The following is a 21840-nucleotide window of genomic DNA, read 5'->3' as shown; positions in this document are numbered from 1 at the left end:
ATCTTCTGCTTGCTCATCAAATTAGCTAATTTTTAGCGCTGATAAAATCGATTAAAAAATTTCAATAAACATGATCAACTTCACAAATTTCTAAAAATCTCACAAAAAAGAGATGACTTATATTTTGCTTAGATGTAATTTTATTACTAAATAAAATAATATTTAAAGTAACATTGTTACAACCATTTCAAATGTAGTTAAAAAAAGGAAATAAAAATGCAAACACAAATTCCCATTATTTTAGCTAGCCATGGACCATTTGCTCAAGGAGCGCTTGAATGTGCGCAGATGCTAATGGGGGAACAGCAAAATATCGACGTTATATCGGTTTTGATCGATAGTAATGTTGACAATTTAAGGCAACAAATGCATGACAGTTATCATCAGCTTAATAGCGGTAAAGGTGTAATTATCTTGGTCGACATCTTAGGAGGAACGCCGTGTAATTTGGCTGGCGAACTGTTGTTAAATCATGATGATGTCCTGTTATTTTGTGGTTTTAATATTCCGGTTTTGCTTGAAGTTTTAAATAATCGAGAAGGTACGCTTGATGATGTTAAATCAGCCATTGAAGAAGTCTTTCCACAAAGCTGTATTGACGTACGACAAGTACTAGATTCTCAGCGTGAAACATCTATAGATTTGTAAGGAGAACACCATGCCAATTAATGTAGCAAGAATTGATGATCGTTTGATTCATGGACAAGTTATCACAACTTGGGTAAAAAATTTTGATATTGAACAAGTATTGATTATTAATGATAAAGTTGCCGCTGATAAAGTTCAGCAATCGGTACTTACCATGTCTGCCCCACCAGATTTAAAAGTATTAGTCTTTGGCGTTTCACAATTTATCGACATATTGAAAAAAACCGAAATTAAAAAACGTACGATGTTACTTTTTACAAATAGTATTGATGTCAACAAATTGATCGAAGGTGGTCTGAAAATTGACAAGCTCAATGTCGGCGGCATGCGAATGCAAGATGGTCGACATCAATTATCAAGGGCGGTATCGGTGACAGCTGAGGAAGAACAAGCATTTAAAAATATTATAGCCAATAATGTCGAAGTTGAAGTTCAGATGGTACCCAAAGATCCTGTTGTCGATCTGAAAACCCTACTTAACTAATCTAATTATTTAAAGTTTTATCTAAAAATTTGGAGGTTAACTTATGTTAACACAGGCTATTCTTGTCGCCATTTGGGCGGGAATCTGTTCGATGGATGACGTCGGACCACAAATGTTACGTAGGCCATTGTTAACCGGTACCATAGCAGGCATCATAATGGGTGATATGGTTCAAGGCTTGGCAATTAGTGCAACGTTGGAATTGATGTGGATGGGTATCGGAAACGTAGGCGCCTACTCAGCACCCGATATTGTTGCTGGTGCAATCATTGGCGTGTCACTCGGTATCACCACCGGTGGAGGCATTGCAACCGGTATTGCGCTTGGCGTTCCTGTATCTTTATTATGTCAACAATTGTTAATTATATGGCGTTCTTTCGCTTGCTTTCTTAATCCTTGGGCTGAACGCTCTATTTTAAACGGTGACTATAAAGGATTAGCACGAGTTCACTTCTTTTCAACACCTCTTTGGTTTTTAATTCGAGCAGTACCTTGTTTTATTGCTATCTATTTCGGTAGCGATCTGGTTAAAACCATTCTTGATGCTATCCCACAAAGCATCATTGATGGCATGGGGGTAGCCTCGAAATTAATTCCTGCGGTAGGTATTTGTATTTTACTGTTAATGTTATTAAAAGGACGTATGTGGTTTTTCTTCCTGCTCGGTTTTATGTTAACCACTTATCTAAAACTGCCAATTATTCCAATTACCTTTATCGCTTTGGCGTTTGCCGTGCTTTATGACATGGCATCAAGTGGTAGTAAAAATCATCAAGAACAATCAGATAATAATCAAACATCAAATAATACCGAAGAGGAATATGATCTATGACCAATCAAAACAAAATCACCAAAAAAGATCTTAATCGCATCTTTTGGAATTTACAAACTATGTCTTTTTCTTACAACTATGAAAAAATGCAGATGATTGGCTTTGCGCATTGTATGACGCCTGTCTTAGAACGTCTTTATAAAGATGCAGACAAGCAAACCCGTGTTACTGCCATGCAACGCCATTTAGAATTTTTTAATACGCAAGTAAATGCAGGTGCACTAATTTTAGGTGTCACTGCCGCCATGGAAGAGAAAACGACCGAAGCTGAAAAAGAAGCCGTAGTCTCAGTAAAAGCGGGATTAATGGGACCATTTGCCGGACTTGGCGATAGCTTGCTCAAATTTACCTGGATGCCGATATGCGGCAGTATTGGCGCTGCCTTTGCGCTACAAGGAAATATCATAGGTCCAATTTTAATGTTTTTGATCTACAATCTGGTTAATGTGCTTTCTAAATACTTTTTTATTCATTATGGCTATAACAAAGGTGTCGATCTGATTGAACAGTCAAAAAATTCCAACATCATTCAAAGAATTAGTAATCTGGCTAATGTTGTTGGGGTAATGGTACTTGGATCACTCATTGCCACTACGGTAAAAGTGGTCACCCCGCTACAGATAAATGTTGGCGATCAATCGATTCAAGTTCAAGAGATGTTTGATAAAGTCATGCCAAATTTTCTGACCTTAATTTTTGCTCTAGGCACATTCTTTTTGGTTAAGAAGTTTCAAGGTAAATATACCGTTGCGTTAATACTGGCGGTAATGGTAATCGGTGTGATCTTTTCAATGTTAGGTATTTTAAAGTAGGAATGAAACATGACAACGACAATTCAAACAGCTTCAGTAATGCGTAATAAAGCCGGCCAATTAGAGGTCACTTTTGATAACATTGAAGGCAAAGCAGCTAGCTTATACTGGACAAGCTATGCTAATGCCAATACCAATGACAAAACACTTATAGGTAAGCAAATTCAAAGCCCTTTTATTTTTGATGATCCTTTAAATGGTAAACAACGAATTTATCTTATTTTAGAGATTGAAGGACAACCCAATTTTTTATTTGCCGAACGTACTTTACCGATCACCGGATTAAATAATTTTCGTGATTTCGGCGGCTATCTGGGGCATGAAGGTAAACGGGTCAAATGGGGACAGTTGTATCGTTCTAATCATCTGTATGGTTTAAAACCGGATGCACAAGAGTATATCAAAGCGTTAGGAATAAAAACAATTATCGATTACCGCAGTACTAATGAAATCAAAACCAGTCCCAATACGTTTGTCGGCGAAAAGCAAACTTTTCATTTAGATGCATCAGCCCAAACCGCAGAGTTAGCAGCACAATTTGCCGCTGATCCTAGTGATGAAGATCGTGCTTTGATTGAAAGTGTGCTACGTGATATACCGAAAGAGTTAGTTAATGGTGATGGCATTCAAGTGCTTGAGCAATATCGTAATTTTGTCTTAAGCGAAAAATCGAAAAATGCTTATCGACAAATGCTTAAAGTCTTATTAGATGCCAACAATAGCCCGAGTTTACAACACTGTCGAGGCGGAAAAGACAGAACGGGTTATGGCGTATTATTAATTATGATTATGCTCGGTGTATCTGAAAAAGATATTATTGCCGATTACATGCTAACTCACGATAATCGCTTAGAGCGCAATAAAATCAAAATGGCCGCTTATCGTAAGATTACGGATAACGAAGATGTATTAGGCTATTTACTTAGCTTAATCGATACCCGTGAAAGTTTTGTTGTTGAAATCCTCAATACCATGAAAGAAGTTTCCGGTACACCAAGTAATTATATTAAACAGGCTTTAGGATTTACTGATGAAGATTTCCGATTAATGCAATCTATCTATTTAGAATCTGATTAACCTACCATTATATTAAAGCGCAATGATATTGCGCTTTAAATTTTCGTTATATTTGATTTAGATTTTTATTCTGTCTTAAAACATTCAAACTGGCGATTGCTTTTTTTTATCTAAAAAACCAATCCTCGATTTTTAAAGTACTATTAATTTGCTAAATAGCGTCATTTCGATATTCTTAAGCCTTGACCGCCAAAACAGTGATAAGTAGTAGTCATATAATAATAAGCAGTGAAAAGCGCTGATACTGGCAGTTTAAAAGGTAATATGGCATATAAAAAAGGGCAAATATAATTTGCCCTATTACTCATTGATAGAATCAATTTTAAACTTAACCAATCGACTCTACTATTTCATCGAGATAAGCCATTTACCATTATCTTTGATTAACGTTAGCTTTTGATCAAGCTTAGTATTATCTTTGAAAACAACGGTAATATCTACGATGCCCTTAGTTTTGTCATCATTGGTATATTGGATAGGTGCACATTCCACTTTATCCAGTCCACCATGACTTTGAGTCTTTTCATAAGAAGTTTCCATTGATTTTGCTAATTTACTCTTAATCATAGCTTTCACGTCGACTCCTTCAGGTGCATCTTCTTTCGGAAGATAAATAAGATCAACCACCGTATCGACATCCTTATTGTAACCAGCTGTTATGAAGGTTTCGGCTACTTTTTCAGGGGAATCGCCTGATGAACAAGCACTGAGGAAAAACGCAAGTAGAAAGATACTGCAAAATTTCATTATTAATTTCATTTTTATTTCCATTTCCAGTTAATTTATATAAACGTTATTTAAACACATTCCTCAAAACAACCGCAAAAGGTCAAATGAGGAAAGGTATAAAAATAATACTATGCAATCGCTAAATTGCAAAGCAACTTTGATTTTTTTACCTTATCGATTACATTGTGCCAGGTGAAATGTCCTACCTTGTGCAAGTTTAAGAGCAATGCCGGGAGTCGATCACAATGCTTCTATAAGCGTTTCAAGCAATGACTTATTTGTATGAATGAATTTTATTACCACTTAGTAAAGACTAAGTTAATTCATTTTGTTCAGATAATCCAAAACCAATCTTTATCACAAAAATAATGATCAAATTTACCTTGATGAATCAGGATTATTGATACCTCTACTAATTCGGATATTTATAGATCCAGATCAAATCTTTATATTTAGCAAATGCGTTGGGATAAAGGTAATTCCCATAAAAAAGCGCAAAATCAGAGTGTTGCCACTCAACATTAAAATCAGGCATGACTTGAATAATGGCATCATAAAGCAACGTTGTACAATATAGATGAGGCTTTTCACGGGATGCTAATACAAATTTTTCACTTAATTTTGTCTGTAATATATCAGCTACTTGTTGCTTTTGTTCATCCGTCAAAAAAATAGGTCTTGCAATAGCATAGGTTTGGGCGAGATCTGGCGATATAAATTCATCTAATGTTGATATCAACACTTGGCTAGGCCGATTTTCAAAATCATCGGTTGTAGCATGGATAATTTTAACTTCAGGCGCTACTGATATTACCATGCCAATATGTGAAAATTCACCACCACCTAATTGTTTAACTAATAAACTATCGATGGCTGTCCCTTGTCTAAAAATCCAATCCCCAATTTTTAAAGTACTGCTAATTTGAGAAATCGAGTCATTTCTAGATTCTTGGGCATTGACCACCGAAACATTGACAAATAGTAGCCATATAATTAAAAAATAGCGAAAAGATCTCATAATAGTATTTTCAAAAGGTGAAATGTTACATAAATGAGGGTAAATATAATTTACCCTTTTACTCATTAATAAATTCAATATTAAATTTAATTAATCTAATATTAATCCATTTCGATAAACCATTTGCCATTATCTTTGATTAATATTAACTTTTTATTAAGCTTAGTTTTATCTTTGAAAACAACGGTAACATCTACGGTGCCCTTAGTTTTGTCATCATTGGTATATTGAATAGGCGCGGTTTCAATTTTATCAAGCCCACCATTGCGTTCTGCTGATTCTAATGAGGCTTCGAGTGCTGCACCCAATTTAGACTTAAGCATGGCCTTCATGTCGATTCCTTCAGGAACATCTTCTTTTGGAATATACATAAGATCGATGACTGTATCGATATCTTTATTGTAACCAGCTTTCATGAAGGTTTCGGCTACTTTTTCAGGGGAGTCGTCTGATGAACAAGCACTTAGGAAAACAGCAATTAGAAAAATACTACAAAATTTCATTATTAATTTCATTTTCATTTCCATTTCGATTAATTTATATAAACGTTATTTAAACACTTTCCTCAAAAAAACTCCGCAACGAGGAAAGGTACAAAAATAATACTATGCAATTGCTAAATTGCAAAGCAACATTGATTTTTATCTTTATATTTTTCCTTGTTATTCATTTAATTATCATAAGCAGTTATATTTAGGGCTTGTAGAGCTTGGAATTGAAACAGTGAATGGTAATAACAAAATTTTTACATACGGCGGTCATGTACGCTTAATGAGTTAGCTATTATTGAAAATAGCAACCCTAATCATTGGACTGAAAATGAGATAAGATTTCTAGCCAATGCTGATCTAATTTTGCTTCAATTTTAATTGGTTTCAAACTGGTTGGATGAACAATATTTAAGGTAGAGGCATGTAACATTAGTCGTTTAATACCAAAATACTGACTAAAAGCACGATTTTGATGAAGATCCCCATGTTTACTGTCACCTAAAATGGGATGAAAAATATGCTTCATATGCCTACGTAGTTGATGTTTGCGTCCTGTCTGCGGTTTTAATTCAACCAAACTATATCTGGCTGTTTCATGCTTGCCTACTTTGATCGGCACTTCGATATGACTTAAACCGCGATAAAAAGTGACTGCCTGTTGCGCTGGTTTATTTTTATCGGCAAATTTGTCAGCTATTTTATCAAGTTGTTCAATTAGCGGATAATCAATTATCGCTTCATCAAATAGATAGCCACGAACAATAGCATGATAAATTTTTTCAATCTGTTTTGTGGTAAATTGCTGTGACATCAAACGGGCAATTTCACTTGAAAGCGCAAACAATAATACGCCAGATGTTGGGCGATCGAGTCGATGCACCGGATACACATGCTGCCCGATCTGATCACGCAGTGTTTGCATCACAACGACAGTTTCATTTTTATCTAACCAGCTACGATGAACAAGCCAACCGGATGGCTTGTTTATCGCAATTAATTCATTATCTTGATAAAGGATTTCAAACACAGCTATTTTTTAAATCCATTATAAAAACAGTTTTTTAAGTTCAGTGGCAATGCTAGTGCTATTATTATCACCAATAGCATAACTCGCTTTCGCTTTCACCTCATCATCAGCATTGCCCATAGCAATACCCAAACCGGCAATGGTTAACATGCTAATATCATTATAACTGTCACCAAAAGCAACAATTTCACTTAGGTCAATGTTTTCATGTTCAGCCCAATGGGTTAAACCATTACCTTTAGTATTACCTTTAATTGCGATATCAGCACGATTCGACCAAGACCATTCACATGAAAATTCCCCCAACGCATCAACTGCATCTGAAAATTGCTGTAAAGCCGGAATGTTATGGCTACTGGTAGCAAATTTATAGATCGCTCCGGCTTGCTCAATAACTTTCTCAAAACTATCCACTTTTTTAATTTCGGGTTGTAAAAATTCCGGTAGTGAATCAACCCATTTAAAAAAGCCGGCTAAATGGTCGTCTAACACTTCGTAAGTCATCATTTTATCAGTATAAATTAAAGTATGAATACCAAACTGATTAACTAAGTCTAATAGCGTTTTGGCCTGCTGTTTGCTCATCGGTTTAGCGGCAAATGCTTGTTGTTTTTCAAAATCGTATAAATAAGATCCGTTACAACAAATAGCGGGAGTTGAGAGTTTAAGTTGATAATAATAAGGGTAAATTACTGAATGATGTCGACCGGATACCAAAATAACTTTTACGCCTTTAGCGCTGATCTTTTCAAGAATATTCACGGTTTCGGGCAAAATTAAACGATTACTATTAAGTAAAGTACCATCCATATCAAAGGCAACTGCTTTATATTTCATACCAATCCTCTTCCTTTTACTTTCATAAATTTTGCTAGCAACACAAAAGTTAATTGACTTAATTTTGCCGTTGCCAACATTAAAATCTCTAAAAATCTATTTTTTGCCGCCCAACAAATGAATGCGACAATGTTGTGCCGTCAACCATTTCAAGCTCTCCACCGACAGGTACACCATGCGCTATGCGAGTTGCGATAACATCAAACTCAGCACACATTTGAGCAATATAATTAGCGGTTGCATCGCCCTCAACGGTTGGATTGGTGGCTAAAATCACTTCGTTAATCGATTCGGTTGCCAATCTTGATTTCAATAAATCCAGACCAATATCACTCGGGCCTATTCCGTCAAGCGGTGATAAATGCCCAAGCAACACAAAGTAACGACCACTATACTGGCCGGTTTGTTCGATAGCAACAATATCAGCGGGTGTTTCAACAACACATAATTGTCCACTTTGTTGACGATGCCTATTGGCACAGATAGTGCAGATTTCTTGTTCAGTAAAGGTTCGGCACTCTTTGCAATGATCGATATTGATCATCGCTTCATGTAAAACATGAGCTAGCTTAATGCCACCTTGTCGATTGCGCTGTAATAGGTGAAAAGCCATACGTTGTGCAGATTTGGGACCAACACCGGGAAGACATCGCAATGCTTCCATAAGAGTTTCAAGTAATGGGCTTATTTGCATGAATTAATTTTGTTACCACATATTAAAGATTATGTTATTTATAATACCTTGTTTCAAAAATCGATAAAACAAGAATTACACGATTAAGTCAATACGATTAATTTTTGACAAAAACTTTCAGAAAGTATATACGTTTCAGTATAATTTATGTCGTTTTCGTATAAAACTCTTAGGCTCTTTCCCCTTAAATAAACGCATAATATTACTATTATAACGAATTACGATTAATTTTTGACAAGAACTTTCAGAAAATATATACGTTTCAGTATAATTTATGTCGTTTTCGTATAAAACTCTTAGGCTCTTCCCCCTTAAATAGACGCATAATATTACTATTATGACGAATAATGACAAGGCACGAAAGCATAGTTACCGGCAAGGTCAACTCAGGTTTAAATAGCCATACATAAAATGGCGCTAATAAAAAACCCACAATAGCCGCCACCGAAGAGTAGCCGGTAAGCAGTAGCGTGGTTAACCAAGTTAGGACAAAACAGCCGGTAAAGTCTAGACCGATTGGCATCATCATACCTAATGCAGTGGCGACACCTTTTCCGCCTCGAAAATGAAAAAAGCAGGGAAAGATGTGACCAAGGCACGCTGATATGCCAATAATGCCTAAAAAGAAAGGTGAAATACCCAGTCGATAAGCAATATAGACCGGTATTGCACCTTTTAACATATCGAAAAGTAATACCAGTAAAGCAGGTAATTTGCCGCTAATGCGTAGTACATTTGTGGCTCCGGGATTGTGAGAGCCATGTTGTACCGGGTCTTGTAATTTCATTAGCTGGCAAATAATGATTGCTCCGGAAAGCGAACCACAAAGATAAGCAATAATGATCATCAATATAATTTCAAATGCCAAATTGCTTCTCCTTTGGTTAACTTAAATTATCCGTACTAACTTATATTACTTCGCCTTGTCTTTTTCAAGTAACGGTTTTAAATATTGTCCGGTGTAAGAAATTTTTGATTTAGCTACATCTTCAGGTGTTCCTTCGGCAATGATTTCACCACCACCATTCCCCCCTTCCGGTCCTAAATCGACAATCCAATCTGCTGTTTTAACCACATCTAAATTATGCTCAATAACAACAATGGTATTGCCTTTGTCTCTTAATGAGTGTAGCTGCGCAAGCAACTGTTTTACATCAGCAAAGTGTAAACCCGTTGTTGGCTCATCTAAAATATACAATGTGCTACCAGTATCACGCTTTGATAACTCTTTTGCAAGTTTTACTCGTTGCGCTTCACCACCGGATAAGGTCGTTGCCGACTGCCCAATTGTAATATAAGAAAGCCCGACATCGATCAATGTTTGTAATTTACGAGCAATCATCGGGACAGCATCAAAAAATTCACGCCCCTCTTCAACCGTCATATTTAAGATTTCATTGATTGATTTGCCTTTATATTTAATTTCTAACGTTTCACGATTATAACGTGCCCCATGACACTGGTCGCATGGGACATAAATATCTGGTAAAAAGTGCATCTCGACTTTGATCAGTCCATCACCTTGACAAGCTTCACAGCGTCCACCTTTTACATTAAAACTAAATCGACCCGGAGTGTAGCCTCGCGCACGAGACTCTGGCACGCCAGCATATAGCTCACGAATTGAGGTGAAAAATCCGGTATACGTTGCCGGGTTTGAGCGTGGTGTTCGCCCGATAGGACTTTGATCTATCGCAATGACTTTATCAAAAAAGTTAAGTCCTTTAATTGATTTATAAGGCGCAATATCACTTTTTTCAGCACCATTTAACTCGTTTTGCGCTAAAGGATATAAAGTATCATTAATTAACGTTGATTTTCCTGATCCAGATACCCCTGTAATACAGGTAAATAGTCCAACCGGAATATTAAGAGTCACATCTTTTAAATTATTACCGGTGGCGCCAATTAACGATAACATCTTTTTCTTATCAACTTTCGTTCGTGTGGCTGGTATCGCTATTTTTTCTTTACCGGATAGATATTTTCCGGTTAACGATGAAGGATTTGCCATGATCTGTTTCGGCGTTCCTTGAGCAACCACTTCACCACCATGCACGCCTGCTCCCGGCCCAATATCAATCACATAATCAGCAGCCATAATGGCCTCTTCATCATGTTCTACCACAATAACGGTGTTACCCAAATCACGTAAATGCGTTAAGGTATCGATCAATCGAGTATTATCACGTTGATGTAAACCAATTGAAGGCTCATCAAGTACATACATCACCCCAACTAATCCGGCACCGATTTGACTGGCTAGTCGTATACGCTGTGCCTCCCCTCCCGATAGCGTTTCCGCTGATCGTGAAAGTGTTAAATAATTTAATCCAACATTAATCAAAAATTGTAAACGGTCGTTGATCTCTTTTAGAATTTTTTCAGCAATTTGCGCTCGTTGTCCGGTTAGGGATAACTTATCAAAGAATGCTTTTGCTTGCTGAGTGCTTAAATTACTGATCGTTGGTAAATTGGTATCGTTAATAAAGACATGTCTTGCCGTTCTACATAAACGAGATCCTTCACAGCACGGGCAAGGACGATGACTTATATATTTAGCCAACTCTTCACGAATTGTTGGTGAATCGGTTTCTTTATATCGTCGAGTTAAATTATTAATAATTCCCTCAAAGCTATGTTTACGTTTAACCACATCACCACGATCATTTGTATAAACGAAAGTAATTTCAGTATTACCAGAACCATTTAATAAGATATCTTTTACTTTTTCGGGTAATTTTTCATAAGGCGTATCAATATCGAATTTATAATGTTCAGCTAACGATTTGAGCATCTGAAAATAGTAAAAATTGCGACGATCCCAACCCTTTATTGCACCAGCAGCTAAAGAGACTTCAGGCATTTGTACTATGCGTTTTGGATCGAAATACTGTTGCACACCTAAACCATCACACTCAGGGCAAGCCCCGGCAGGGTTGTTAAATGAAAATAGTCTTGGTTCAAGTTCAGATATACTATAGCCACATATCGGGCAGGCAAAATTAGCCGAAAACAACTGCTCCGGCGCTTTGGGATCATCTAAGTTGGCAACTTTAACAATTCCGTTAGTAATTGACAGAACGGTTTCAATGGATTCAGCCAATCGCAATTTTAGATCATCACGAATACGAAAACGATCAACCACTACTTCAATGGTATGTTTCTTTTGAAGCTCAAGCTCAGGTGGATCAGAAAGATCGTAAACATCACCATCAACCCTTACCCGAATATATCCACTTGCAGCCAGTTGCTCAAAAAGTTTAACAAACTCACCTTTACGCTCAGTGACTACCGGTGCCAGTAACATATAGCGATTTTCAGCCGGTAACGCCATAATGCTGTCAACCATTTGCGAAACAGTTTGAGCAGCTAAAGGTAAATTATGATTAGGACAACGCGGCTCACCAATACGGGCAAACAATAGACGTAAATAATCGTAGATTTCAGTAATTGTTCCAACCGTTGAGCGCGGATTGTGCGAAGTCGACTTTTGTTCAATCGAAATAGCTGGCGACAGACCTTCGATATGATCCACATCCGGTTTTTCCATTAAAGATAAGAATTGACGAGCATAAGCCGATAACGACTCAACATAACGTCGTTGCCCTTCGGCATAAAGGGTATCAAATGCTAGCGAAGACTTCCCTGATCCGGATAGACCAGTAATGACAACAAGCTTATCTCGAGGTATTACAACATTAATATTTTTTAGATTGTGCGTTCTCGCACCACGAATATCGATATCTTTAATTGACATATATCTCTTCTTTTGTGTGTTTTTTAAGCAGATTAGATAAAAAATTAACTGTATATTATACCAGTGTTTTTGAAGTAAATATACTATTATATAACTGAATATGGTCGGTTAGGACAATTTCAATGATGCACGGATAATTTCCCATGAATATAGCACAATTTACTATTTTATACTAAAACGTATATAAAATCTGAAAGATTTTGACAAAAAATATCAATTATAATGAAGTTTTACCACTAATAGACAAGTACTCATTGTTACAAAATTCAATAAAAAAACGGTCAACAATGACCGTTTTTATAAGCTAATTAATCTTCAATTAATTTTGGTGTCACCTCTAAAGGAATAATAGCTCCACGGTATTGAATAATCGTACCTGCAACTAAATGTCCTTGTGCGGCAGATTGTGCCGGACTTCTTCCCGTTAAACGAGCACCGAGATACCCGGCACTGAATGAATCGCCAGCAGCAGTGGTATCGATAACTTTATCTTTGGCAATCTTGTTAGCAGGGACATCAAAACGTCCTTCGGCTGATTGAATAATGCAGCTATCACTACCCCGCTTGATGACAATTTCACTCACGCCAAAGTTTTGCGTTCTTTCGATGACCTTCTCATAAGGAAGCGCTCCCCATAACAAATCTTCATCATCCAGTGTTAAAAATGCGATATCAGTATAAGATAAGATATCTGCATACACGCTTCGGGCTAAATCTAAACTGCTCCATAAGCGCGGGCGGAAGTTATTATCAAAAATGACTTTTCCACCATTTGCTTTCACCTGTTTTAACAGGTCTAACAATTTAAGAATACTTTCAGCATCTAAAATTGCAATACTAATACCACTTAAATACACATAATCAAACTGGGCAATTTTTTTAATAATCTCTTCACTTTGCGAAGTTTTTAGCCAAAACTTAGCAGCGGCATCATTACGCCAATAATAGAAAGAACGTTCACCATGCTCATCGGTAACTATAGAGTAAAGCCCGGGCATTTTATCTGCCATTTTTTGCACTAAATCAGTCTGTATATGCTCTTTTTGCCAGCTTTCTAACATTTCTTGGCTAAAGGGATCAGTACCGAGCCCTGTAACATAATGAATGGAAAAATCTTTATCTTTTAAAAGGCGGGATAAATAAACTGAAGTGTTTAAAGTGTCTCCACCAAAACTGCGGGTCGTCGAATCTTGTTTAATCGACAATTCAATCATACATTCGCCAATAACAGCAATTTTTGTCGTCATAGTGTTACCTATTGTCCTTACTCTAATTATAAATAGTCCAAAGCAATTTTTATCACAATTTTGCGAACTGTCGTAATTTTATTGTCAATCGCACAAAGCGGCTTATGCACTTCGTTTGGGAAAAATACGATAAAATCGTTGGGTTGCAAAACCAGCATGGTTTCTTCTTTAGGGGTTTGAATAAACGCAATATCATTATCGGCTAATTTATCTTCCAGCATCTTGGTATGCGGTGGCAAAGTGCAAATCGCCATGCCCTCTTGTCCTTCTAACACGATTTGAACATCCATATACTTATGATGATATTCAGGATTAGCCTCATTAATTAAGCGTAAAGTATTATCAGACAGCATAAAAAAAAGATTATCTCCGTCGATATCATAACGCCCAACAGGTGTATTTTGATTAACATTGTCTTTAATATACTCAATCGATTGCTTTATTTTGGCGGGCAAATAAGGGACTAAATCCAAATGATGAATGTTACCTAAAATCATACTCAATGATCCTTAATTTCTTAAATGAGGCAATAACTTAAATTAGCTTTATCCGCTATCACTAAATAGCGAAGAAACCTTTGCTTAAAAAAGAAGTATATACTTAAGTCAGTCATTTTTGTAGATCAATTAATAATAAGTTTTTAAAGGTTTTTATGTTTTAAACAATATGCAAACATTGCTAAAAGGTTTGAAAATGAAAGAAAAATTGACAACTGGCTTTCTACTAAACTTGTCTCACAAACGGTCAAAATACCGTCGATAACGTATGATTACCAATATAATCAGCTAGCCTTACAACTTTTGGCACTACACTCCCTAATGTTACTTAACCACCAAACTAGTGTTCTTTAGCTTTAATTAAACATTGAACGACTACATTTAGCGCCCTATCCGTTCTTTCCCCTGTTGTCATACTGATTTTTTCTATTTTAATTCAATGAAATAAAAGCATCACACCATTGCTTTTAACTACGTAAATTCTTTTTCCTTCTATGCGTTTAAATGCATCGTTAATATCATTTGATACGTTTTAGCAAACAGGCTATTTATTGTCCCAGTTTACTATTATTAAAAAAGCTTCCTTAGGGTAATGTGTGATAAAATAGTGATCTAATATTTTTAAAGGTGATGCTATGAAAAAAATAATGCTTATTGTGTTTATGATTTGTCTTTCATTTGTATCGCTTGCCAAAGTTGATGTGTCTAAAATTTATGGAAGAATTAAGATTGTTAATTCCTTCCCTGATTATAAAGTTAAAGTCGTGAATTCTTTTCCTGATTTAAAAGTTCAGAAAGTCGATGCGTTTGCAAATAGCGTGGGTAAATGGCAAATAGTCGATAGTTTTCCTGACTACAAAATACAAATCGTCGACTCATTCCCTGATTTTACTATCCAATATGTATCTAGTTTTCCAGGCGTTAATCACTAATAGCTAATCCCAATTACTTTAATGCAATTTTTTGCTTGAAGCGATGTTTTGTTAATTTCGAGTGGATTAAAAATAATCCTATATTATTTGAATCGATAATTTTAGTGAAAAGTTCCAGATTAAATTCATAATACCGCCAAAGCTACCGTTAAAAAAAGGTACTTTAAGGATATTGCTTGAGACTAAAAAGCCTTGAAAAACAAGGCTTAAAATAAGAATAAATGATATGAGATTATATGATATTGATTGCGGTTACTCCCACTCAATCGTCGCTGGCGGTTTGCCGCTGATATCGTAGACAACTCGTGAGATGCCATTGACTTCGTTGATAATACGATTTGATACTCGCCCTAAGAAGTCGTAAGGCAAATGCGCCCAGTGTGCAGTCATAAAGTCGATAGTTTCTACCGCACGCAATGAGACAACCCAATCATATTTGCGTCCGTCACCCATTACCCCAACAGAGCGTACCGGTAAGAATACGGTAAAGGCCTGACTGACTTTGTGGTATAGGTCGGCATTGTAGAGTTCTTCAATAAAAATGGCATCGGCTTTGCGCAGTAAGTCGCAATACTCTTTTTTCACTTCGCCAAGAATCCTTACCCCTAAACCGGGACCCGGGAATGGGTGGCGGTATAACATATCGTAAGGTAATCCAAGTTCTAAGCCCACTTTACGTACTTCATCTTTAAATAGTTCACGAAGTGGCTCTACTAATCCCATTTTCATATCTTCGGGTAAACCACCAACATTATGATGCGATTTAATCACATGCGCTTTGCCGGTATCAGCTGCTGCCGATTCGATTACATCGGGGTAGATCGTACCTTGAGCTAACCATTTAACATCTTTGAGTTTTGCAGCCTCTTCATCAAATACGGCAACAAATTCACGACCAATAATTTTGCGCTTCGCTTCGGGATCGGTTTCGCCTTTTAAGGCGGCTAAAAAACGATCTTCGGCATTAACCGCTATAATATTTAAACCAAATTTATTGCCAAACATGTCCATAACTTGTTTTGCTTCGTTCAAGCGTAATAGTCCATGATCAACAAAAACACAGGTTAACTGATCGCCAATAGCTTGATGTAACAATAGTGCAGTTACCGAGGAATCCACCCCACCGGATAAACCTAATAAAACTTTGTCATTTCCCACTTTTTCTTTTATTCGGGCAACGGCATCTGTGATGATTGAAGAAGGTGTCCATAGTTTTTGACAATGGCAAATATCAATGACAAATCGTTGAAGTAATTCATAACCTTTAACCGTATGGGTAACTTCAGGATGAAACTGAACGCCATAAAATTGTTTTTCATCATTTGCCATGATTGCAAAAGGACATGTTTCAGTGCGACCAATAACGGTAAAACTTTCAGGTAAAGCTGTTACTTTATCCCCATGACTCATCCAGACATCGAGCTGCTCTAAGCCTGCTTCGTTTTTGCTATCGAAGATGCCGTCTGTCAATTTTGAGCGACCAACAATATCGACTTTGGCGTATCCAAATTCACGCTGATTGGAACCAGTAACTTGTCCGCCATTACCAATTTGAACAGCCATTGTTTGCATTCCATAGCAGATACCTAAGACAGGCACGCCTGCATTAAAAACGTATTGAGGAGCTCTTGGGCTATTTTGTTCTGTCGTACTTTCAGGGCTACCAGATAAAATGATACCTTTAGGATTAAATTGTTTGATTTTTTCTTCCGATACGTCCCATGGCCAAAGTTCACAATAAACACCAATTTCGCGGACACGACGAGCAATTAACTGGGTAACTTGAGAACCAAAATCAAGGATTAAAATACGTTGCTGGTGGATATCATTTTTCATCAAATTTATTCCTAAACTATGAACTATTACAAAATTGGGATGCTATTGTATCATTTACTGATTCAATTGAATTGATTAAATGAAAAAACAATTGTAAAAAATTTAATTTGTTAAATTTTAAACCTATCGAATATATCATTCAATATCAGCGTTAATACGATTGACTTTATTGGTAATGATTCACTTAAACTTTATTCACAACTAAATTTAACTGTTTGATTGATTACGTTTTTAATGGTATCTATATCGCTTTACTTAATTAATAAGTATACTTATAATAAAAACACTTATTAAAAAGGAGCAAACAATGAACGCTATCTCAATCTCTTTCATCTTACCTACTCAGTCCAATCCAGCACAAATTTGGCAGTACTTTATCGAACTTAATTTAAGAAAATTATGGGAAACCGACCTTGAAGACTTTCGTATAATCGGTGAACTAAAAACTGGGGCTAAAGGTATTTTTAAATTACAAAACATGCCCGAAATGGAAGTGACTTTATCAAAGGTGATTAACGAACAGGAATTTACTGAGCAATTTGATATGCCGGGTATCGGATTACTTTTTTTCTCACATCAAATAATTCAAATAGCTGAAAATCAATATGCACTTAAAGCTGAAATTTCGCTAAAACCCGACCCTCAATTGGATACTAAGGCCTCGTATGATTTTATTAAACAGATTTCAGATGATATTATTGATAAAACTTACAAACTAAACAGTTTAGTAGAAAGGTAAATTATGACGAAGGACAATAAGTTTTTAACGCAATTCCAAAATGACGCTGAATCAATTGGTTTTATTTTTATGAAAACTTATTCTTCCTGGCACACGAATATAAAAAAATGTTTAAAAAAACAGCTTATTACGCATCCTCAATTTATTGTGCTTGCCACTCTTGCTTATCTGTCTCAATATCCTGATGAAATTACGCAAGTTATTTTGTCTAATAAAACAAATATCGATGTGATGACCATTTCTCAAATATTAGAGAATTTAGAAAAAAAGGATTATATAAAACGCTCTTGCTCAATCAAAGATAGTCGAGCAAAATCGATACAATTAACTCAAAAAGGCCTTGATAAGGCTAATGAAACAGTCCCTTTAGTTGAAAAAATTGATAATGAATTTTTTGCCGCGTTAAAAGATGAGAAACAAAAATTTATGGAAATGCTTTCAACATTATTAAAAAATCATGATGAAGAAAGTGCATAATTAATCATTATATGCTTATCCAGATATTTGCCATTTTATGGTGAGATTAAAAATAAAACGTAACGTCGTTGTTTATGACAAAAATATTCTAAAGATAAGGTTTAAAATAGTAACAATTGCTGTTTTAAGAGCGTTTTATGTCTAATACGATTAAAGCATTATGCGACCAACAAACCTGATTGGTAAATCTTATTAAGCATTGTTGATTTTCAAATTTCATTTGTCTTTTTATCAAAAAATATACGCAATGCATAACAAGCCATTGCGTATATTGAGATAATCAGATTGAATAAATTGGCAACGATCAATTCGATCTAAATTGAATTATCCAATTTACCATTTATGCTCTATACCTATATTTCCTCGATACCCCTGACGCTTTGTGTTACCCAGATCGTGTTCATAACGAGCATCACCATATACATGGAGGTTTTGCGCAATTGGGGTTTTAGCACCTAAGCCCAATTCGCCCCATGTACGAGCATATTTCTCTTTAATACTATCTTTACCTATTGTGACATGGCTTGGTTTAACAAAATCGTACCAAATATTACCAATAGCGTATATTGATGTAATTTGTTGTTCTGCGGTTTGATTATTATCTCCCATTCGAACGCCAATTCGTCCACGTAGTAAATCTTGATTATTTTGATCTACCCGACGATATTTATCAGTAAAACTATCTAAATCGACATGTTGATAAACAAGTTGCGCTTGAGGCTCAATGATCCAATAATTTAAATCATTATCGTTTTGAGAAAATTTGAATAAATGCCCTGTTTCAGCAGAAAGCGCAACTCCCCAACCATTTTGAGCATGCGGATTGTTACCGTTACGAGCTTCATATTTATTGCGCAAATAGGAAAACTGCCCGACCAAATCCAAATAATTATTATTTATTGAGAAATAAGTATTGGTTAATCCCAAACTTACAGACTCTGATTTCCCTTTACCGGTTCGTTTATTGTGTGCAATTAAACCATGCTCAGCTCGATATTTATCTGAAAAATCGGTATGCCCTTTACTGTAAGTTATATATATACCAGTATAGTTATGGCTACCGTCATCACTGATATTATTTAATAAATCATGCCCAAATTGAAATCCATAAATATCAGAATCGACATTTAACCGATTTTTACCATCTTGTTTTAAATGTTTACCGATTAACCTGCCCCATGTTTCGCTTAAGATGCCGTCACAAGTGTTACAATTCGACAAGTCAAAATTCGTGTATTCTCCCCGACGTTCATGTAAAGAACTGATACTTAAAAGCCCTTGTTCCTGATTTACTCTCGCCATAGCAACATAACCTGCTATTGGACTTGCATAAATAGGTATAGGCTTAGCTGGCGTCGGCGGCGTTGGTGGTGTCGGCGGCGTTGGCGGTGTTGGAGGCGTCGGCGGTGTCGGCGGTGTCGGTGGTGTTGGCGGCGTTGGCGGTGTCGGTGGTGTTGGCGGTGTTGGCGGTGTTGGCGGTGTTGGTGGTGTTGGCGGTGTTGGCGGTGTTGGCGGTGTTGGCGGTGTTGGCGGTGTAGCGGCTTGCATTGTCCAGAAATATTCATCGCCATTAGCTGTTTGTCGTTTAGCTAACTGAACTTCAGTGGCGCCTTTTGTATGCGCTTCACCAATAAAGTTATTTCCACTACCAGCTGTTCCAACAAAAATGAAGGCTGCACTGCTAATTACTTCAGCAACCTCCTTTATATTACCATCAATAATATTTTCCACACCTTGGGAATTTATCGGTATAACTTTTGTCAAACCACTAGCGCTACCGGTGATTTTTAAAACATCAGATTGCGAATCATTTGCAGACCTTGTTGTGGTTTCATTCCAAAGTGTATTTACTTTTAATTTAGCATCATTTGAAGCACTATAGTTGCCGTCAATAGTTAATACATCATTATATTGATGATGTGATGTGTTATCTAAATCAATCAGACCGGAATCACTAACAACATTACCTTGTAAAATAAAATCATTTGAACCTGCATCTTCAAAAGCGCCATTAATTGTTGCCCCATTTGTTAGCATAACAGTATTAAATTTAGCGATGTTCTCGTTGTCCTTCTTTTTCAAATTCCAGCTAAAACCGTCAGCTAAATTAACATTGAGTGTTTGGGTAAGGTTATTATTAATGACTTCCCCCTCTTCAACTTTCACCGCACCTTTAGAGATCAACCCAGTCATACTCCCTTTTCCTGAAGCGTTAAACGTTACAGAAGATCCTTGATAAGCATCTAGCCCTTGTTCAACCCCACTAGAATCATAAGTATTAGAGTAGAATACATAATTAGGTGCAGAATAATTACCACTGACATTAATAATATAGCCACTATCGTTAGCAGTCAGATTGGTTTTATCACCAGTAAAAGTCAAGAGCGTATCAATTTGCCCCTGATCGACAAAAATCAGATCTTTACGTCCAACAGAGTTGCTGATAACCGGATCGTTACTTGTTCCGGTAGTAGTAAATATGGCATCTTTAAAACTGGCATTTAATCCATGCGATGCGGCTTGTTCAAGCACCCCACTTGGCGTTGCATCATCATGCGTACCAATTTCTAACGCATAGCCATTGGTTTTAACAATGGTTGAACTTTTATTATAATCGGCTTTAAATTGAGAATTACGAACCATTTTTATACCACTACCCTCTGTAGCATTAGTCGTATCTATGGTTAATTCTCCATAAGATTCAATAATTCCTGGACCTTCACCAGTATTACGTGTCTTCCCCAATTTAACACCAATGCTATCCCATTTAAGCATTGAATTATCGCTACCTTTATTAATAGTGATTGTGTTTTTTTCGCCTTTTAAGATCACTTTAGGTGTCAATTGACCTTGGCTACCGACACTATCAGCAGCATCATGGTTGGTTTGATTGCCTGAAACATAGATACCGATTGAGCGGTTTCCGGTTAGTGTCATATCCAAATTATTATTAACGATAACTTGACCGGCTGAACCTTCGCCAGAATTATTATAAGCGCCTTGAATAGCACGAATACCGTTATTTAAAATTGGTTGAGTTTTACCGCCTTGAGTGGTCTGATTGATTTTCAAATTATCAACGGTAATTGTACTGTATTTTCCATTATAATTACCATTTTCACCGGAATTTGCAGCAGAACCAACTAATATACCATATGCAGCAACACCTCCGCTTGAATTACGGCCTCGTGTATAATTGTCGTTTATATTCATCTCGACATTTTTGGCCGTTATGTCAACATTGTGATAAGTAGCAAGACCGAAGATATTACCGTTGTTGCTGAGAGTGAAATTCAAATTACCGGCCTCAATTCGTCCGCCAGATACGCCATAAGTATATTGATTTCCAAGCGCGGTATAATCACCTAAAACATTGGCGGTCAGGGTTGTATCTCCCACATAAAGGGGTTCATGTAATTTACTTCTGGTAAGGATGTAAAAACCTGCATTGCCTGACTGGGTGGCTGTAGCGGCATTGATGTTATTACAGCTAGGGCTATTTTGCCCTACTAAATAAGATCCATCGGCACTCGCCGTACAATCTAGAGCAAAAGCTGAAGCAGAACTAACTAAAACGCATACAGTTATCATCGCTTTACTAGCACGTCGCGCTAATTCAGAACAAACTACAGTAGTGCCGGTGATAACATTAAATTTTGTTAGATAAATTTGGTTCATATCAATTTCCTTCAAATTAATGATA

Annotated in this window: 20 protein-coding genes; 8 read left to right on the top strand and 12 right to left on the bottom strand. The window is 36.5% G+C overall.

The window, feature by feature from the left end; all coding sequences use genetic code 11:
* The first annotated feature begins 216 nt into the window (after positions 1-216).
* Genes J3U37_RS07335 through J3U37_RS07315 form a run of 5 tightly spaced genes read left to right on the top strand, consistent with a single transcriptional unit; the run spans position 217 to position 3853 of the window.
* The gene (locus J3U37_RS07335) at positions 217-648 is read left to right on the top strand and encodes a PTS sugar transporter subunit IIA (RefSeq protein WP_220217434.1); all 432 of its coding nucleotides are present in this window, start codon (positions 217-219) and stop codon (positions 646-648) included.
* Between the two features lie 10 nt (positions 649-658).
* Positions 659-1132, top strand: a complete 474-nt coding sequence (locus J3U37_RS07330; RefSeq protein WP_220217435.1) for a PTS system mannose/fructose/N-acetylgalactosamine-transporter subunit IIB — start codon at positions 659-661, stop codon at positions 1130-1132.
* A 43-nt stretch (positions 1133-1175) separates the two neighbouring features.
* Complete coding sequence (locus J3U37_RS07325; RefSeq protein WP_220217436.1) at positions 1176-1964, top strand: PTS mannose/fructose/sorbose/N-acetylgalactosamine transporter subunit IIC; 789 nt, start codon at positions 1176-1178, stop codon at positions 1962-1964.
* Positions 1961-2776, top strand: coding sequence for a PTS system mannose/fructose/sorbose family transporter subunit IID (locus J3U37_RS07320; RefSeq protein WP_220217437.1), 816 nt, complete (start codon positions 1961-1963; stop codon positions 2774-2776). Before J3U37_RS07325 ends, J3U37_RS07320 begins: the two co-directional genes overlap by 4 nt.
* A gap of 9 nt (positions 2777-2785) precedes the next feature.
* On the top strand, positions 2786-3853 hold the full coding sequence (locus J3U37_RS07315) for a tyrosine-protein phosphatase (protein WP_220217438.1): 1068 nt from the start codon (positions 2786-2788) through the stop codon (positions 3851-3853).
* A 345-nt stretch (positions 3854-4198) separates the two neighbouring features.
* Here the strand turns inward: J3U37_RS07315 and J3U37_RS07310 are convergent, their stop codons facing one another.
* The 10 genes from J3U37_RS07310 to J3U37_RS07265 form a co-directional block, all read right to left on the bottom strand.
* Entirely contained in the window at positions 4199-4612 is a 414-nt protein-coding gene (locus J3U37_RS07310; RefSeq protein ID WP_220217439.1) for a DUF4878 domain-containing protein, read from the bottom strand.
* Positions 4613-4994: 382 nt separating this feature from the next.
* Positions 4995-5600, bottom strand: coding sequence for a hypothetical protein (locus J3U37_RS07305; RefSeq protein WP_267374061.1), 606 nt, complete (start codon positions 5598-5600; stop codon positions 4995-4997).
* Positions 5601-5701: 101 nt separating this feature from the next.
* The gene (locus tag J3U37_RS07300) at positions 5702-6115 is read right to left on the bottom strand and encodes a DUF4878 domain-containing protein (protein WP_267374058.1); all 414 of its coding nucleotides are present in this window, start codon (positions 6113-6115) and stop codon (positions 5702-5704) included.
* 286 nt (positions 6116-6401) lie between these two features.
* A complete protein-coding gene (truC, locus tag J3U37_RS07295; protein ID WP_220217442.1) occupies positions 6402-7118 on the bottom strand; it encodes a tRNA pseudouridine(65) synthase TruC in 717 nt (238 codons plus the stop codon).
* Positions 7119-7136: 18 nt separating this feature from the next.
* The gene (locus J3U37_RS07290; RefSeq protein WP_267374056.1) at positions 7137-7955 is read right to left on the bottom strand and encodes a pyridoxal phosphatase; all 819 of its coding nucleotides are present in this window, start codon (positions 7953-7955) and stop codon (positions 7137-7139) included.
* An 88-nt stretch (positions 7956-8043) separates the two neighbouring features.
* On the bottom strand, positions 8044-8649 hold the full coding sequence (gene recR / locus J3U37_RS07285; RefSeq protein WP_255556099.1) for a recombination mediator RecR: 606 nt from the start codon (positions 8647-8649) through the stop codon (positions 8044-8046).
* Positions 8650-8911: 262 nt separating this feature from the next.
* Entirely contained in the window at positions 8912-9517 is a 606-nt protein-coding gene (plsY, locus tag J3U37_RS07280; RefSeq protein WP_267374053.1) for a glycerol-3-phosphate 1-O-acyltransferase PlsY, read from the bottom strand.
* Between the two features lie 45 nt (positions 9518-9562).
* Positions 9563-12403 (bottom strand): excinuclease ABC subunit UvrA, encoded by a 2841-nt coding sequence (uvrA, locus tag J3U37_RS07275; protein WP_366939814.1) that lies wholly within the window; start codon positions 12401-12403, stop codon positions 9563-9565.
* A gap of 314 nt (positions 12404-12717) precedes the next feature.
* Complete coding sequence (locus J3U37_RS07270; RefSeq protein ID WP_267374050.1) at positions 12718-13656, bottom strand: sugar kinase; 939 nt, start codon at positions 13654-13656, stop codon at positions 12718-12720.
* Positions 13657-13682: 26 nt separating this feature from the next.
* Positions 13683-14153: a YhcH/YjgK/YiaL family protein gene (locus J3U37_RS07265; RefSeq protein ID WP_267374048.1), complete on the bottom strand. Its 471-nt coding sequence runs from the start codon at positions 14151-14153 to the stop codon at positions 13683-13685.
* A gap of 635 nt (positions 14154-14788) precedes the next feature.
* Between J3U37_RS07265 and J3U37_RS07260 the strand changes: the two genes are divergently transcribed.
* Positions 14789-15085, top strand: coding sequence for a hypothetical protein (locus J3U37_RS07260; RefSeq protein ID WP_267336103.1), 297 nt, complete (start codon positions 14789-14791; stop codon positions 15083-15085).
* A gap of 252 nt (positions 15086-15337) precedes the next feature.
* Here J3U37_RS07260 and guaA read toward each other — a convergent pair whose 3' ends face one another.
* Positions 15338-16921 (bottom strand): glutamine-hydrolyzing GMP synthase, encoded by a 1584-nt coding sequence (gene guaA / locus J3U37_RS07255; RefSeq protein WP_267329214.1) that lies wholly within the window; start codon positions 16919-16921, stop codon positions 15338-15340.
* A gap of 307 nt (positions 16922-17228) precedes the next feature.
* Here guaA and J3U37_RS07250 point away from each other — a divergent pair, with 307 nt between their 5' ends.
* Both J3U37_RS07250 and J3U37_RS07245 read left to right on the top strand, forming a co-directional pair.
* Positions 17229-17660 carry a hypothetical protein gene (locus J3U37_RS07250; protein ID WP_267374046.1) on the top strand — a complete coding sequence of 144 codons (432 nt, stop codon included), beginning with the start codon at positions 17229-17231 and terminating at the stop codon, positions 17658-17660.
* A 3-nt stretch (positions 17661-17663) separates the two neighbouring features.
* Complete coding sequence (locus J3U37_RS07245; protein WP_267374044.1) at positions 17664-18137, top strand: MarR family winged helix-turn-helix transcriptional regulator; 474 nt, start codon at positions 17664-17666, stop codon at positions 18135-18137.
* A 333-nt stretch (positions 18138-18470) separates the two neighbouring features.
* Here J3U37_RS07245 and J3U37_RS07240 read toward each other — a convergent pair whose 3' ends face one another.
* Positions 18471-21815, bottom strand: a complete 3345-nt coding sequence (locus tag J3U37_RS07240; protein WP_267374042.1) for an autotransporter outer membrane beta-barrel domain-containing protein — start codon at positions 21813-21815, stop codon at positions 18471-18473.
* Positions 21816-21840: the final 25 nt, after the last annotated feature.

The sequence above is a fragment of the Gilliamella sp. B3172 genome, from assembly GCF_026536465.1.
Taxonomy (GTDB): Bacteria; Pseudomonadota; Gammaproteobacteria; order Enterobacterales; family Orbaceae; genus Gilliamella.
The sequence above is the reverse complement of the archived record's forward strand: the minus strand, read 5'-3'. Positions and strand labels throughout refer to the sequence as shown.